This window comes from Streptomyces hyaluromycini, from assembly GCF_002217755.1.
GTDB lineage: Bacteria > Actinomycetota > Actinomycetes > Streptomycetales > Streptomycetaceae > Streptomyces > Streptomyces hyaluromycini.
The window spans coordinates 189,596-204,076 of the sequence record NZ_BCFL01000022.1 but is presented as its reverse complement, the minus strand read 5'-3'; the positions used below and the strand labels follow the sequence as shown (position 1 = coordinate 204,076).

The 14,481-nt window shown below is 72.1% G+C and carries 13 protein-coding genes; 8 read left to right on the top strand and 5 right to left on the bottom strand.

Going from position 1 to position 14,481, the window contains the following annotated elements; translation table 11 throughout:
- Window positions 1-116: 116 nt before the first annotated feature.
- The 5 genes from SSP29_RS27705 (at window position 117) to SSP29_RS27685 (ending at window position 5,321) form a co-directional block, all read left to right on the top strand.
- Complete coding sequence (locus SSP29_RS27705) at window positions 117-323, top strand: hypothetical protein (RefSeq protein ID WP_089103531.1); 207 nt, start codon at window positions 117-119, stop codon at window positions 321-323.
- A gap of 16 nt (window positions 324-339) precedes the next feature.
- Window positions 340-933: a nucleoside deaminase gene (locus tag SSP29_RS27700; protein WP_150135030.1), complete on the top strand. Its 594-nt coding sequence runs from the start codon at window positions 340-342 to the stop codon at window positions 931-933.
- A 243-nt stretch (window positions 934-1,176) separates the two neighbouring features.
- A complete protein-coding gene (gene sthA / locus SSP29_RS27695) occupies window positions 1,177-2,580 on the top strand; it encodes a Si-specific NAD(P)(+) transhydrogenase (RefSeq protein WP_089103530.1) in 1,404 nt (467 codons plus the stop codon).
- 296 nt (window positions 2,581-2,876) lie between these two features.
- Window positions 2,877-4,349 carry an APC family permease gene (locus SSP29_RS27690; protein WP_089103529.1) on the top strand — a complete coding sequence of 491 codons (1,473 nt, stop codon included), beginning with the start codon at window positions 2,877-2,879 and terminating at the stop codon, window positions 4,347-4,349.
- Between the two features lie 12 nt (window positions 4,350-4,361).
- Window positions 4,362-5,321 (top strand): hypothetical protein, encoded by a 960-nt coding sequence (locus tag SSP29_RS27685; protein WP_089103528.1) that lies wholly within the window; start codon window positions 4,362-4,364, stop codon window positions 5,319-5,321.
- A 118-nt stretch (window positions 5,322-5,439) separates the two neighbouring features.
- On the opposite strand, the gene nicT is transcribed toward SSP29_RS27685, so the two are convergent.
- The 3 genes from nicT to efeU form a co-directional block, all read right to left on the bottom strand.
- Window positions 5,440-6,621 (bottom strand): Nickel transporter NicT, encoded by a 1,182-nt coding sequence (gene nicT, locus SSP29_RS27680; protein WP_174856015.1) that lies wholly within the window; start codon window positions 6,619-6,621, stop codon window positions 5,440-5,442.
- A 148-nt stretch (window positions 6,622-6,769) separates the two neighbouring features.
- Entirely contained in the window at window positions 6,770-8,041 is a 1,272-nt protein-coding gene (gene efeB, locus SSP29_RS27675) for an iron uptake transporter deferrochelatase/peroxidase subunit (protein WP_089103786.1), read from the bottom strand.
- Between the two features lie 47 nt (window positions 8,042-8,088).
- Complete coding sequence (gene efeU, locus SSP29_RS27670; RefSeq protein WP_089103527.1) at window positions 8,089-10,155, bottom strand: iron uptake transporter permease EfeU; 2,067 nt, start codon at window positions 10,153-10,155, stop codon at window positions 8,089-8,091.
- Window positions 10,156-10,421: 266 nt separating this feature from the next.
- Between efeU and SSP29_RS27665 the strand changes: the two genes are divergently transcribed.
- A complete protein-coding gene (locus SSP29_RS27665; protein ID WP_089103526.1) occupies window positions 10,422-11,105 on the top strand; it encodes a phosphatase PAP2 family protein in 684 nt (227 codons plus the stop codon).
- 1 nt (window position 11,106) lies between these two features.
- On the opposite strand, the gene prcB is transcribed toward SSP29_RS27665, so the two are convergent.
- Both prcB and SSP29_RS27655 read right to left on the bottom strand, forming a co-directional pair.
- Window positions 11,107-11,961, bottom strand: a complete 855-nt coding sequence (gene prcB / locus SSP29_RS27660) for a proteasome subunit beta (protein ID WP_089103525.1) — start codon at window positions 11,959-11,961, stop codon at window positions 11,107-11,109.
- Between the two features lie 73 nt (window positions 11,962-12,034).
- Window positions 12,035-12,982, bottom strand: a complete 948-nt coding sequence (locus SSP29_RS27655; RefSeq protein ID WP_089103785.1) for a lysylphosphatidylglycerol synthase domain-containing protein — start codon at window positions 12,980-12,982, stop codon at window positions 12,035-12,037.
- A 146-nt stretch (window positions 12,983-13,128) separates the two neighbouring features.
- Between SSP29_RS27655 and SSP29_RS27650 the strand changes: the two genes are divergently transcribed.
- Together SSP29_RS27650 and SSP29_RS27645 are read left to right on the top strand one after the other, a co-directional pair.
- Window positions 13,129-13,512, top strand: coding sequence for a BlaI/MecI/CopY family transcriptional regulator (locus SSP29_RS27650; protein ID WP_089103524.1), 384 nt, complete (start codon window positions 13,129-13,131; stop codon window positions 13,510-13,512).
- Window positions 13,509-14,405 carry a M56 family metallopeptidase gene (locus tag SSP29_RS27645; RefSeq protein WP_089103523.1) on the top strand — a complete coding sequence of 299 codons (897 nt, stop codon included), beginning with the start codon at window positions 13,509-13,511 and terminating at the stop codon, window positions 14,403-14,405. Before SSP29_RS27650 ends, SSP29_RS27645 begins: the two co-directional genes overlap by 4 nt.
- Window positions 14,406-14,481: the final 76 nt, after the last annotated feature.

Sequence of the window (14,481 nt, the reverse complement as noted above, 5' to 3'; positions counted from 1 at the left end):
TTATCCTTCCCGCACCGGCTGTCGGCACCGGGCAGGGCCCCGGGCCGCTCGGGATGCGGGGTGCGGCCGGGCGGGCAATCGTGAGAGTGTGCACCCCGCTCCGCGAAGGAGGGACCATGTCGACCACAGAACCCGAAGCGTCCCGGCCGTCCGACGACCGCGCCACCCCGGACTCCCTGCTGCACAGCGCCCCCGGCACCGGGGTGGCGCCCGAGGACCTGGTGATGGCGTCGGGCCGCGACGTCACCCCGGCCACGCTCGAATGGGCCAGGAAGAAGATGGAGCGCGAGGGGCCGAACTGCATCGAGCGGCTCCTGCCCTGACTCCGGCGGCGGGACGATGAGGCCGACCAGGCGCAGTCTCCTCGGACTGCTCGGCACGGCGGGCCTGGGCCCGTCCGTGCCCGGTGTCGTCGCACCGCACTCCACTCCGGCCGCCGTCGGATCCGCGGCCGACGGCGGCGCGGCGCACGCCCGGTTCATGAGCCTCGCGATCGAGCAGGCACACCGGAACGCGCGCTACCCCTTCGGGGCGGTGTTCGTGCACTCCGGCCGGGTGCTGGGGCGGGGCGTCAACGCCTCGGCCGAGAACCCCTCGTACCACGGGGAGATGGTCGCGATGGCCGACTACGTGCGCCGGGCCGGCAACCAGGGCTGGGCCGCCACGACGCTGTACTCGACCGCGGAGCCCTGTGCCATGTGCATGAGCGCCTGCGTCTGGGCGGGGGTCGGCCAGGTGGTCTGGGGGACCTCGATCGAGGAGCTCGGCCGCACCGGCCTCGTCCAGATCGCGATCCCGGCGGCCGAGGTGGCGCGGGCGGCGAGCCCCTTCTACTCCCCCGAGCTGCTCGGCGGAGTGCTCGCCGGAACGACGGACGCCCTGTTCCGGCAGGCACAGCTGCTGCGCACGGGCCGTACCCGCGGGGTGCCCTGAGCGCTCCGCTGGAAGTGCCGCGATGTGCCGTCTGCCGACTGCGGCGCCGTCGTGGCTGGTCGCGCAGTTCCCCGCGCCCCTTACGGGGCGCTGCCGAACCGCAGCGGACTTCGCCGGACCCGCTTAGCCGACCGGGGCCCGGGCCCGCGAGGTGCGCAACCGCCCTGGTCCGTACCGGATTTCACGCGGAGGTTGCCCGTTCACTCTTTCGAAGCGGGGCCACGTGCTGACAGACTCCGCAGGGTGCGCGATTTCGACATGCTTGTCATCGGATCCGGACCCGGCGGCCAGAAGGCCGCGATCGCCGCGGCCAAGCTCGGCCGCCGGGTCGCCGTCGTCGACAGCCCCGACATGGTCGGCGGCGTGTCCATCCACACCGGGACCATCCCCTCGAAGACCCTGCGCGAGGCGGTCCTCTACCTGACCGGTCTCACCCAGCGGGATCTCTACGGCCAGAGCTACCGGCTGAAGGAGGACATCACCGTCGCCGACCTGACCGCGCGCACCCAGCACGTGGTCGGCCGCGAGGTGGACGTCATCCGCAACCAGCTCTCCCGCAACCACGTCACCCTCTGCTCCGGCACCGGCCGGTTCGTCGACCCGCACACCGTCGCCCTGCGCGAACCGAGCGGAAACGAACGGCTGTTGACCGCGGACCACATCATCATCGCGACCGGCACCCGGCCGGCCCGCCCGGACAGCGTCGAGTTCGACGGCCGCACCATCATGGACTCGGACAACGTGCTGTCGCTGGAGCGGGTGCCGCGCTCCATGGTCATCGTCGGCGCCGGTGTCATCGGCATGGAGTACGCCAGCATGTTCGCCGCGCTCGGCAGCAAGGTCACCGTGGTCGAGAAGCGCGCGGCCATGCTCGACATGTGCGACGTCGAGGTCGTGGAGTCGCTCAAGTACCACCTGCGGGACCTGGCCGTCACCTTCCGGTTCGGGGAGACCGTCGCCGCCGTGGAGCGGCATCCCCGGGGCACGCTGACCGTGCTGGAGAGCGGCAAGAAGATACCGGCGGACACGGTGATGTACTCGGCGGGCCGCCAGGGCCTCACCGACGGACTCGACCTGGACAAGGCGGGCCTGTCCGCGGACCGGCGGGGCCGGATCACGGTGGACGAGCACTTCCGCACCGAGGTGCCGCACATCTACGCCGTCGGTGACGTCATCGGCTTCCCGGCGCTCGCCGCGACCTCGATGGAACAGGGCCGGGTCGCCGCGTACCACGCCTGCGGGGAGCCGGTCGGGCAGATGGACAACCTCCAGCCCATCGGCATCTACACCATCCCGGAGATCAGCTTCGTCGGCCGGACCGAGGACCAGCTCACCGAGGACTGCGTGCCGTTCGAGGTCGGGGTGGCCCGCTACCGGGAGCTGGCCCGGGGCCAGATCATCGGCGACTCGCACGGCATGCTCAAGCTCCTGGTCTCCACCGAGGACCGGCGGTTGCTCGGTGTGCACTGCTTCGGTACCGGAGCGACAGAACTGATCCATATCGGTCAGTCGGTGATGGGCTGCGGTGGCACGGTCGACTACTTGGTGGACGCGGTGTTCAACTACCCGACGCTCGCGGAGTCTTACAAGGTCGCAGCCCTCGACGCCACCAACAAACTGCGGCAGCTCGACCGGCTGGAGGACTGAGGGACTTCAGGAACCACTGCTTCCGGTGTGAGGGTTGGGCTCCCCAAGTGGCATATGTGATTACCGGTCGGTCAGCTTGAAAGGTCAAAGAGGGCCGCTATAGTCACACCCACACACGCGGTGTGACCGTCCGCCGACTCTCGGCATGCGGCCTTCACCACCCCTTTCTTCTCCTGGCCGGCCCCTGCCCCGAGGCCATCCCTCACCGGGTCCGAGGACGGTCGCGCACCCCCCACCCGTACCGCCGCGGGCCTGCACTCCTGTGCGCCGTGCACGACCGGAAAGCAGCACAACCTATGAGCAACAACAGGGGCAGAGGGCTGCAGGCCAACGCCCTCGGCACGTTCGACACGGTGGTCATGGCCATCGCGGGCAGCGCACCGGCGTACTCGCTGGCCGCGACCACCGCGGTGCTGGTCGGGGCGGTGGGCCTGGCCAGTCCGGCCGCCCTGCTGTGGTGTGCGATACCGATGCTGGGCATCGCGCTCGCCTTCAGCTACCTGGGCCGTATCGACGTGAACGCGGGCGCGAGCTACTCCTGGGTCGGCCGCACCCTGCACCCCTTCCTCGGCTTCATCAGCGGCTGGGCGCTGGTGGTGTCCGCGACCATCTTCATGGTGGCCGGCTCACTGCCCGCCGGGTCGATGACGCTGTCCCTGTTCGACTCGGGCCTCGCCGACAACGTGGCGCTGTCGACGGTGGTCGGGGCCGCCTGGTTCCTGGTCATGCTGGTGGTGGTGCTCGGCGGCGCCCGCCTCACCGTGCGCGCCCAGCTGCTGATGTCCGGCATCGAGCTGGCGATCCTGCTGCTCTTCGTGGTGCTGGCCCTCTTCCACACCGGCACGGCCCGCACCTTCGACTGGTCCTGGCTCGGCTTCTCCCACTTCGACGGCGTCTCCGGCTTCGCCTCGGGCGCGCTGATCGCCGCCTTCTACTACTGGGGCTGGGACGTCACCAGCAACCTCAGCGAGGAGACCCGCAACTCCCGCCGTACGACCGGACTTGCCGGCCTGATCGGCGTCGGCATCGTCTTCGCCCTGTTCGAGGTGTTCACCATCGCCGTGAACGTCATCCTGTCCGCGGACCAGATCGCGGCGAACGACGCCAACGTCCTTGGCGTGCTGGGCGAGGAGATCTGGCCGGGCTGGGGCGGCAAGCTGCTCATCGTCGCCGTGATGCTGTCCACCATCGCCACCCTGGAGACGACCCTCATCCAGGTCACCCGCTCGCTGTTCGCGATGGGCCGGGACCGTACGATGCCGGCCGCGCTGGGCAAGGTGCACCGCACCTGGAACACCCCGCACGTGGCGATCGCCGTGGTCGGCGGAGTGGCGCTGGCGATGTTCATCGCCTCCAACGCGCTGGGTTCGGTGGGTGAGATCCTCTCCGACGCCATCTCGGCCATCGGCCTCCAGATCGCCGTCTACTACGGGCTCGCCGGCCTCGCGGTGGTGGTGGCCTACCGCAAGATGCTGTTCAAGTCGGCGGGCAACTTCCTGCTCGGCGGGCTGTGGCCGCTGTGCGGCGCGCTGTTCATGTTCTGGATCTTCGTGGAGTCGCTGGGCGAGCTGAGCAGCGCGGCGATCGCGATCGGCATCGGCGGCCTGGCCGTCGGCCTGATCCCGATGCTCTGGTACTGGAAGCAGGGCAGCGACTACTACCGGCCGGCCAGGCTGGACGCCACCCGCACGGTCGAGGCCGACTACGTCCCCGACGAACACGTCAGCGAACATGCCCGGGCTTACGAAGGCCTCCCCACGGATTTCTGAGGCAGGAGTCCGATGGCGCGCGACCGCTTCGCCCCCGACTTCGACCCGGACTGCGGGGACGAGTCCCTCACCTCGGCCCGACAGGACATCGTCATCGGCCGCTGGCAGGGCCTTAGGGACCTGCTGCGGGCCACCGGCCCGGACTGGCTGGTCCGGGGACACCGGGTACGGCTGCTGGCGCAGGCCTGCGCGGGCAACTCGACGGCGGAGTCCTGGCTGGCCGCCGAGCCGCACGGCGCCGACGCGCTGGTGCTGCGCGCGGCGACCGAGACGGCCCGGGCCTTCACCCTGGCCATCTCGGCGGGCCGGGGCGTCCCGATCGACCGGTCCAGGATCGACACCGCCGTGCTGGCCTGCCTGGCGGCCGCCGAGGCGTACCCGCCGGACCCGACCCCCTGGGTCTCCCTGATCTCGGTGGCCCGGCTGTATCCCACCGGGGTGCGCCGGCAGGAACTCGCCCGCTGGTGGGACGAGTTGCACCGGCGCGACCCGTACAACGTGGAGGGCCACCTCCAGGTGCTCCACTACTACTCCGCCCGCTGGCACGGCACGCACGGCCTGATGTACGACTTCGCCCGGGACGCGGCCGGGGTCGCCCCGCCGGGCTGCGCACTGCCCGTCCTGGTGCAGTACGCCCGCGTCGAGGAGTTCCGGTACGCCCTGGACGCGGCCCAGGGCCAGCAGAACGCGGTCGCACTCAGCCAGCACTGGAAGCACGACGGCGCGGTCAGCGACGTCCGGCGCACCTGGGAGCGCTGGATCGCCCAGCGCGAAGACGCCCCGGTCGCCCCGGGCGAGCTGCGTGACCTCAACTACCTGACACACGCGGCCTGCCAGGCGGGCGTCACGGACCTCGCCACGGACCTGCTGCGACTCATGGGGCGACGGGCCACCCGCACGCCCTGGTCGTACACCGGCGACGCGGAGAAGCAGATCATCAAGTGGCGGGCGGACCTGAAGGTACGCGGTTGATGAGCGCCCTGAAGGGGCGCGGGCCCGTATCAATATGCGGCTCCGCCGCGTGGGCGCGACCAGCCACGACGGCGCCGCAGTCGACACACGGCGAATCGCGGCACTTCCAGCGGAGCGCTCAGCCCTCGGTCTGCTCGGCGGTTCGGGGGCTCAGGCCCGCCGTCCACTTCTCCTCGATGCGGCCGGCCTTCCAGATCAGCAGGGCGATGGCCCAGGTGGCGAAGAAGAGGCCGACGATGACGAAGCCGACGGTGTTGAGGTCGAGCCCGGCGACCCAGTCCCAGAAGAAGCCGTGCAGGTCCATCTTGTCGGCGAGGAGGCCGAGGAGTTCCACGGTGCCGATGATCAGGGCGACGGCCACGGACAGGCCGGTGATGGTGAGGTTGTAGTAGACCTTGCGGACCGGCTTGGAGAACGCCCACTCGTAGGCGAAGTTCATGAACGAGCCGTCGATGGTGTCCAGGAGCGACATCCCGGCCGCGAAGAGCACCGGCAGGGTGAGGATGGCGTACCAGGGCAGGCCGGAGGCGGCGCCGGAGCCGGCGAGGACCAGCAGGGCGATCTCGGTGGCGGTGTCGAAGCCGAGGCCGAACAGCAGGCCGAGCGGGTACATCTGCCAGGGCTTGCGGATCGAGCCGGTGACCCGGCCGAGGAAACGGTTCATGAAGCCGCGGTTGTTGAGCTGGGTCTCCAGGGCGGCCTCGTCGTAGGCGCCGGAGCGCATCTGCCGGAAGACCTTCCAGATGCCGGCCAGGATGACGAGGTTGATGCCGGCGATGAGGTAGAGGAAAGTGCCGGAGACCGTCGTTCCGATGAGGCCGGTGACCTCGTGGAGGTGCGATCCGTCGTCCTGGACCGGTCCGGCCAGGGCCTTCATGCCGAACGAGAGCAGCAGGGAGAGGCCGAAGACGATGCTGGAGTGGCCGAGGGAGAACCAGAAGCCGACCGACAGCGGGCGCTGCCCCTCGCCCATCAGCTTGCGGGTGGTGTTGTCGATGGCCGCGATGTGGTCGGCGTCGAAGGCGTGCCGCATGCCCAGGGTGTAGGCGGTCACGCCGATGCCGATACCGAAGTCCGCCGATTCTCCGGCAGATGCAGTGCCCACGCTGAAGTGCTGCGGGGCGATGATCCCGACCAGCGCGCCCCAGCCGATGACGTGCAGCGCGAGCACGAAGCCGGCCATCCCGCCGACCCTGATCCACTCCTGCCGGGTCATGGAGCCCCGGACACGGCGCCAGGCCGAGCGCTTGTTCTCGGCCTGGGCGGGGAGGGACGGAGCGGAACCAGGGGCGGCCGTCATCGGGAGGTGACATCCTTCGGTCGAGCGATGGGCAGCTGCCATGGGCAGCCTTGTGCCATCCTCCCGTACTTGCACATCGTTCGCAGCAAGGCCCGCGACAGGCCTTCACCAAGAGAATGCCATGAGAAGGTAAAGGCCTGTCCGGTGGTCAGGCCCCCAGCAGTCCGCTCCCCAGCCAGTCCTTGGTGTTCTTCACGCCCGGGAGGGCGAAGAAGTAGCCGCCGCCGGTCGGGGAGATGTAGTCGACGAGGGGCTCGTCGATCAGCCGGGTCTGGGTGGCCTCGAACTGCCGCTTGACGTCCTGGTTGTAGCAGCAGAAGGCCAGGCCCATGTCGAGGTTGCCGACGCTGTCGACGCCCCGGTCGTAGTTGTAGCCGCGGCGCAGGATGCGGGTGCTGTCGGTCTTGGAGGTGCGCGGGTTGGCGAGCCGGATGTGGGCGTCCAGCGGGATCGCATTGCCCTCAGGATCCTGGGCGTAGTGGGGGATGTCGGCCTCCTTGGCACCGTCCAGGGGGGCGCCGGTGTCCTTGCGGCGGCCGAACATCAGCTCCTGCTCGCTCAGCGAGACCCGGTCCCAGAACTCGACGAGCATCCGGATGATCCGGATCACCTGGTAGCTGCCGCCCGTCGTCCAGGCCGGTTCGCCCTGGCCCTCCCCGACCCAGATCAGCCGGTCGGTCTCGCGGGCCGAGGTGACGTCCGGATTGGCGATGCCGTCCTTGAAGCCGAGCAGGTTGCGCTGGGCTCCGGTCGGCCGGGGGGCGTTCTGGAAGCCGTCGATCCGCCACTTGATCTGCATGGCGCCGCGGGTGTGCTTGGCGATGTCGCGCAGGGCGTGCAGCACGGTGTCCGTGCTGTCGGCGCAGATCTGGAGGGAGAGGTCGCCGTGGCACTCGGCCGCGTTGAGGTTGTCGTTCGGGAAGGTCCGCATCGGGGTCAGCCGGGCCGGGCGGGCCTTGGCGAGGCCGTAGCGGTCGTCGAACAGGGAGGCGCCGACGCCGACGGTGACGGTGAGCGCGTCGGAGGGGACCTCGGGGCCGAGGATGCCGTTGTCGGCGGGCGGCGCGCCGACACCGAGGTCCTCGGGGGTGCCGCCGGAGGTGAGGAAGCGGGCCCGCTCGGTGATCGTCTTCAGCAGGTCGGTGAGCCCCTGCCGGTCGTCGGCGATGACGTCGAGGGAGACGAAGGTGGCGGCGGCCGGGGCCGGGGTGAGGATGCCGGCCTGGTGGGTGCCGTGGAAGGGGACCTTGGTGGTGCCGGTCGCGTCGGCGGCCTGGGCCTCGACGGTGCCGCCGGCCTGGCTCAGCGCGAAGCCGCCGCCGGCCAGGACCGCGCCCGCGGCCCCGGCGCCCAGCGCGGTCCGCACGAAGGAGCGGCGGCCCGTGCCCATCGGGCAGGACGGGGTGTCGGCAGCGGACATCGGAGGGTTCCCTTCGTCGTACGGGTGCGGGTGCTCTGCGGGGTTCATCAGGCGGACTTCCTGATCTCCAGGAGGTCCGGCACCGGGGCGAGGTCCTCCAGGAGCTGTCCGGTGGCGCCGGCGATCCGCTGCCGGGTGACGGTGTCGAGCTGCTCGACCGGGGTCCAGCTCGCGCCCTGATGCTCGGCGTCCAGGAGCTTCTGCAGGCGGGCGATGTCCGCGTCGACGGTCGGCAGCAGCTTGGGCGCGCGGGTGGCCAGCAGCGGCCGCAGTACGGTCAGCAGCTCGCCGGTGCCGGCGAGGTTGGCGTTCGCGGTGGCGAGGTTGGTGCCGCTGCCCTCGTCGGTGTCGGCGGTCAGCTCGAACTGGAGGGTGTTCTCCAGGATCTCGTGGGCGCGCAGCGGCAGGTCGCCGGGGTCGAAGTCCTGGGCGGGGAACGCCTTCTGGAGCCCGGTCGCCGCGTCGACGAGCGCCTGGGCCGGAGCCTTCAGCTGCCCGGCGGTCTGCGCGTGCCACAGCCCGTACTCGACCCGGTGGAACCCGGCGAAGTCCTGGTCGGCGACCCCGCCGGGGAGGCCGTCGGCGCGGCCGTTGATCTTCTTGTCGAAGTCCTCGAAGGTGCCGTAGGCGGCGCCGAGGGAGGAGTAGGTGAGGTGGGCGGTCAGCCAGTCGGTGCGGGCCTTGGCGAGGTGGTTGCCCGCGATGTCGGCGTCGAGCGTGCGGGCCTGCGTGACGAGGGTGGCCAGGCCCTGCTCGACGTACGCCTTGTACGCCGTCAGCGGTGCCGCCAGGTCGTTCTCGGAGACCGGTACGACCGCCTTGGTGCTGCCTCCGCCGCCGCTGACGGTGACGGACTGCGAGGTGACCGCCTTGCCGCTGGAGGGGACACAGCGCCAGGCGTAGGTGCCGCCGGCCACCGTGGCGACCAGATCGCGGGTGGTGCCGGGGGCGAGGCCCTCGACCTCGCCGTAGACCGCGTTGGTGCCCGGGTCGATCAGGTACACCTCGGAGGTCCTGCTGCCGGTGTTCTGCATCTGGAAGGTCTGCCGGCCAGGCTTCGGTGCGGTGAAGCCCTTTCCGCACTCGGTCTCGGAGACGGCGACGGTCTGCCCGCCGCTCGGCTTGGGCCGGGCGAAGGCGACGACGAGCCCGGCGACCACGGCGGGGACGGCGACCACGGCGACGGGCACGACCCAGGCGGGCCGACGCCACGGCCCCCCGGCGGGCTTCGGGCCCGGTTCCGGCTCCGCCCGGTCTGCGGTGGCGGTCGGCGCTTTCCGCTCGGCGGCCGGCTTCGGTGCGGACGTCCGCACTCCGCGTACGAACAGCGTCATGACGACGGCCAGATAGCCGAGGTACCCGATGACCTGCAGCCAGGTCATCGTCGGCGTGATGTTGAGGACGCCCTGGAGCAGGGTGCTGTACCAGGAGCCCGCGTCGATGTGGCTGCTGAGGTCGACGGCGTAGGCCGTGTTGCCCGGGAGGACGCCGCCCTCCTGGAGGTCGCGCAGTCCGTAGCCGAGGACGCCGGCCGCGATCACGATCAGGACGGCGCCCGTGTAGGTGAAGAACCTCGTGAGGTTGATCTTCAGCACGCGTCGGTACAGGCCCCAGCACAGACCGGCCGCCAGGACCAGGCCGATCCCGGCGCCGGCCAGGGGGCCCGCGGACTCGCCGGCCGCCCGGGCGGTGGTCCACAGGAACAGCGCGGTCTCCAGGCCCTCGCGGCCGACCGCGAGGAACGAGGTCAGGATCAGCACGCCGGAGCCCATGGCCAGGGCACCGGTGACCTTCTCCTTGATCTCGCCGGCGAGGCTGCGGGCCGAGCGGCGCATCCAGAAGACCATCGCGGTGACGAAGGCGACCGCGATCACGCTGAGGGTGCCGCCGAAGGCCTCCTGAGCGGTCGCGGAGAGGGAGGCGGCGGTGAAGGTGAGGACCGCGCCGAAGCTCATCGCCAGCGCGATCGCGGCCAGCACACCCGTCCACACCTGCGACAGCCGGTTCCTGACCCCGGCCCGCACCAGCGTGGCGACGAGGATCGAGACGATCAGCCCGGCCTCGAGACCTTCCCTCAGCCCGATCAGGAAACTAGGAAACGCGTCGTCCCACATCCGCCACAGCCCTCCCCGGCAGGCCCGTCCCCGCCCCTTGGCTCGAACTTAGTGAAGGCATGCCTTACTCCGCCGACCATGATGACTACACCCATGTAGTCAGTCGGTCATGAACTGGTAATGGTGCGGCAAAGGCCGCGACCGGACACGGTCGCGCACGCACGGGAACGCCGACGGGACGCCGATCGTCTACATTCGGGTAGACCGTCTACATCTTCGTAGTCGCCAGATCTTCACAGTCACCGGAAAGGGCCGTCGTCGGGGTCATGGAACGCAGGAGGACCGCGGAGTTCGCGGGGAGCGTCGCGTTCGGGGCCTGGGCGGCGTTCGCGGTGCTGGCCCTGGTCGTGACCGGCCGGCACGGCGCCCCGTTCGGCCTGGACCGCACGCTGCTGGCCTGGTCCCTCGCGCACCGGCCGGACGTGGCGGTGGCCGTGGCCCGGGGGGTCACCGCGACCGGCACCGGGGTCGTGCCGTACGCCCTGGTCGTGGCGGCCGGGCTGGTCGTGGGCCGCACCCGGCGGCAGCGGCTGGTCGCCGCGCTGCTCGGCGCGGCCTGCCTCGCCCTGGGCCAGGCCGCCCGCAGCGCCCTGATGGAGCTGATCGGCCGGGCCCGGCCGCCGCAGGCCGACTGGCAGACGTCCGCCTCCGGCTGGTCGTTCCCCTCCGGCCACAGCACCACGGCCGCGCTGGCCGCCGGCGTGCTGATCCTCGCGATCCGGTCGAGGGCCCCGCACGGCCGTACGCCGTGGTGCGTGGCCGTCGCCTGCTGGGGGCTCGCCGTCGGGGCCACCCGGGTGTTCCTCGGCGTGCACTGGTGCACCGACGTGATCGGCGGCTGGCTGTTCGCGGTCGGGTGGCTCGGGGTCTGGGCGTGCGTGGCGGCCCGGTGGGTTCCGGAGGCGGGGGCGCCGGACGGCGTGCCGGAGAGACCGGTGACCACGTCGTGAGTCAGGATGTGGCGCCGGGTCCGTCCGGGCGGGTGCGGCGCTGGTCGACCATCTCCCGGGTCAGGTCCGCCGTCTCGGGCTCCGGCAGCCGTTCGAAGCCGTCCTCCGTGATGACCGAGACCACCGGGAAGATACGGCGGTTGAGGTCGGGGCCGCCGGTCGCCGAGTCGTCGTCGGCCGCGTCGTAGAGCGCCTGAAGTGCGGCCAGGGCAGCCTCGCGGCGGGTGAGGCCGGCGCGGTACAGCTTCTTCAGGGCGCCTCCGGCGTACGGCGAGCCGCTGCCCTCGGCGTGGAACGCGCGCTTCTCGTAGAGGCCGCCGGCGACGTCGAAGCTGAAGATGCGGCCGCGTTCCCCCTCCGGCGCCTTGGGGTCGTAACCGGCGAGCAGGGGGACGACGGCGAGCCCCTGCATGGCCTGGCCGAGGTTCTCGCGGATCATCGCGGCGAGCCGGCGGGCCTTGCCGTCGAGGGTCATGGGGATGCCCTCGATCTTCTCGAAGTGGGTCAGTTCGACCTGGAAGAGCTTGACCATGTCGAGGGCGAGCCCGACCGTGCCGGCGAAGGCGACCGCCGTGTGGTCGTCCGCGGGGTGCACCTTCTCCAGGTCGCGCTGGGCGATGAGGTTGCCCATGGTGGCCCGGCGGTCGCCGGCGATCAGCACGCCGTCGCGGTAGGCGAGGGCGAGGACGGTGGTGCCGTGCGGGAAGGCGTCGGGCGCCGCGACCGTGCCCGGGGGCAACGGGCTGCGGGTGGGCAGCAGTCCGGGCCGGTGGGCGGCGAGGAACCGGGCGAAGGACGAGGTCCCCGGCGCGAAGAACTCCTCCCCCAGCCGGCCCCCGGTGTCGTTCTCCGGCATACCAGTCCCCCTCCTGTCGGCCGACGACATCTGACTCCTACCTGATGCGGGCCGCCGGGAAACGCCCGCCCGGTCACAGCGCCCGGCGGCGGATCAGCACCCCGAGCACCAGCAGGCCCGGCAGCAGCGGCAGCCACACGGTCAGCAGTCGGTAGCCGAGCACGGCGGAGGCGGCCGCGGCGGCCGGGGTTCCGGAGGCGGTGAGGGCGAGCGCGAGGGCCGCGTCGAGCGAGCCGAGTCCGCCCGGGGTGGGCAGCAGCGCCGCGGCGCCGCTGGCGGCGAGGTAGAGCAGCGCCACCCGGGCCGGGGACAACGGCAGCCCGACGGCCCGGGACACGGCGATGAGGACCAGCGCGTGCAGCCCGGCGAAGGCGAGTGAACCGCCCCACAGCGCGGCCGCGCGGACCGGACGGGCGTGCAGGGCCCGGATGTCGGCGGTCACGGCGGCCACCGCGCCCCGGCAGCGGGACCACATCCGGGCCCCGAGCAGGACGAGGACCACGACGACCGCCGCGGAGACGGCGAGGAGTGCGGCCACGGACACGTGCGGGAGCCGCAGCAGCCCCGGGCACGCGGGGGCGAGGACGGCGACGAGGGCCAGCCGCACCACCGCGCCGGCGGCCGCCTTGACCGCGAGGGCGGAGGCACCGCGGCCCGCCGGAAGTCCGCAGCGCATCAGGAACCGCAGGTTCACCGCACCCGCGCCGAGCCCGGCGGGCAGTACGTGGTTGGCGGCCGAGGCGGCGAACTGCACGGCGACCAGCCGCCCGCCGGGCAGCCGGCGGGTGACCGCGCCCTGCTGGGCGAGCGCGGAGGACGCCCAGGTGCCGACCGCCGCCACGGCCGCCACCAGCAGCCACCCCTGGTCGGCGACGGCGAGCCGGTCGGCCCCGTGCGCCACGGCCGGCCAGTGCCGCCGGACCAGCCAGCCCAGGCCGAGCAGCAGCACGAGACAGACACCGCTCTGCCAGTAGAGTCCTCGGCGGCCCAGGACGGGCGTGGCGTTCACGTTCGGGACCATCGAGGCACCCACCCCTGTTCCCCTGCGGCGCGCAGGACCCTCCATGGACTGAGGGACAAACACTGACAAACTAACCGGACTTACCGGTGGAGGCAGCGCGGGTACGGCCATACGAACGGCGGCACTACGCGCTGTAAGGTTGAGCCATGGCTGGCACAGGGTCCCGCGGCAGGGCGGAGCGGCGCAGCGCCGGAGAGCTGGAGAGCGAGGTCCTGGCAGCCTTGTGGTCGACCGAACGCCCGTTGACCCCGGCCGAGATCCAGAGCGAGATCGGCGGCGGGCTCGCGTACAACACGGTCCACACGATCCTGAAGCGGCTGTACGACAAGGGGCTCGTTCTGCGGGACGCCGACGGGCGGCGCGGTGCGTACCGGCCCGCGAAGAACGCGGCCGAGCTGACCGCCGAGGCCATGCACGAGGCCCTGGACCGGGGCCCGGACCCGATCGCCGCGCTCCAGCAGTTCGTGTCCGGGCTGAGCCCGGAGGAGGAGCGGGCGCTGCGGAACCTGTTCGCCGGAGGCGGCGCATGAGGTTCGACGTCTACACCCCGCTGCTGGTCTCCCTGCTGCTGCCGCTGGTCAGCCCGGTGGTCGGCCGCCGGATGGCCCCCGCGCTGGCGGCACGCGTCTTGGCGTCCGCCGCCGTGCTCACCGCGGCCGCGGCCACCTGGTCTCTGATCCTCCTGACGACGGCCCTGCTGGGCGACGCCCCGCCGGTGGTCCGGGAGGCCCATGAGGACGGCCGTCCGCTGGCCGACCCGGTGCCCGAGGTGATCGGCGTCGCCGCGTGTCTCGCGCTGGCCCTGGTGGTCTGGCGGGTGCAGCGGGCGGTGCGGGCCGAGCGGCGCACCCGGCGGGCGCTGCGGCGGCTGTGCGAGGGGCATCCGCGGGACACCGAGCTGGTGGTGGCCGCCTGCGAGGTGCCGCAGGCGTTCGCGATCCCGGGCCGACCGGGCCGCATCCTGGTCACCTCGGCGATGCTGGGTGCGCTGGCACCGGCGGAGCGGCGGGTGCTGCTGGCCCACGAACGGGCCCATCTGCGGCACCGGCACGGCCGCCTGGTGACGGCGGTGACGCTCGCCGCGGCCGCCAACCCGCTGCTCGGCCCGGTCCGGTCCGCCGTGACCTTCCTGGTGGAGCGGTGGGCGGACGAGCAGGCGGCGACCGAGGTCGGGGACCGCGGCACCACCGCCCGGGCGCTGGCCCGGGCGGCGCTCAGCGCCGGGCGGGCCGCGCGCCCGGCCTGCGCCCTCAACTTCACGGACCGCGCGGTCACGCGCCGCATCGCCGCGCTGCAGACGAGTCCGCCCCCGCACCTCTGGCCGGCCGCGGCGGCCGTTCTCGCCCTCGGCGCACTGGCCGCACTGTTCTCGGCGGACGCGACGAGCGATCTGGTGGGCCTGCTGTGGAACGTCCTCACTTAAGGCGCCCCTTCCTTTTGGGGGCGCGGGGAACTGCGCGACAAGCCACGACGGCGGCGCGGACGACCGATTGCGCCGT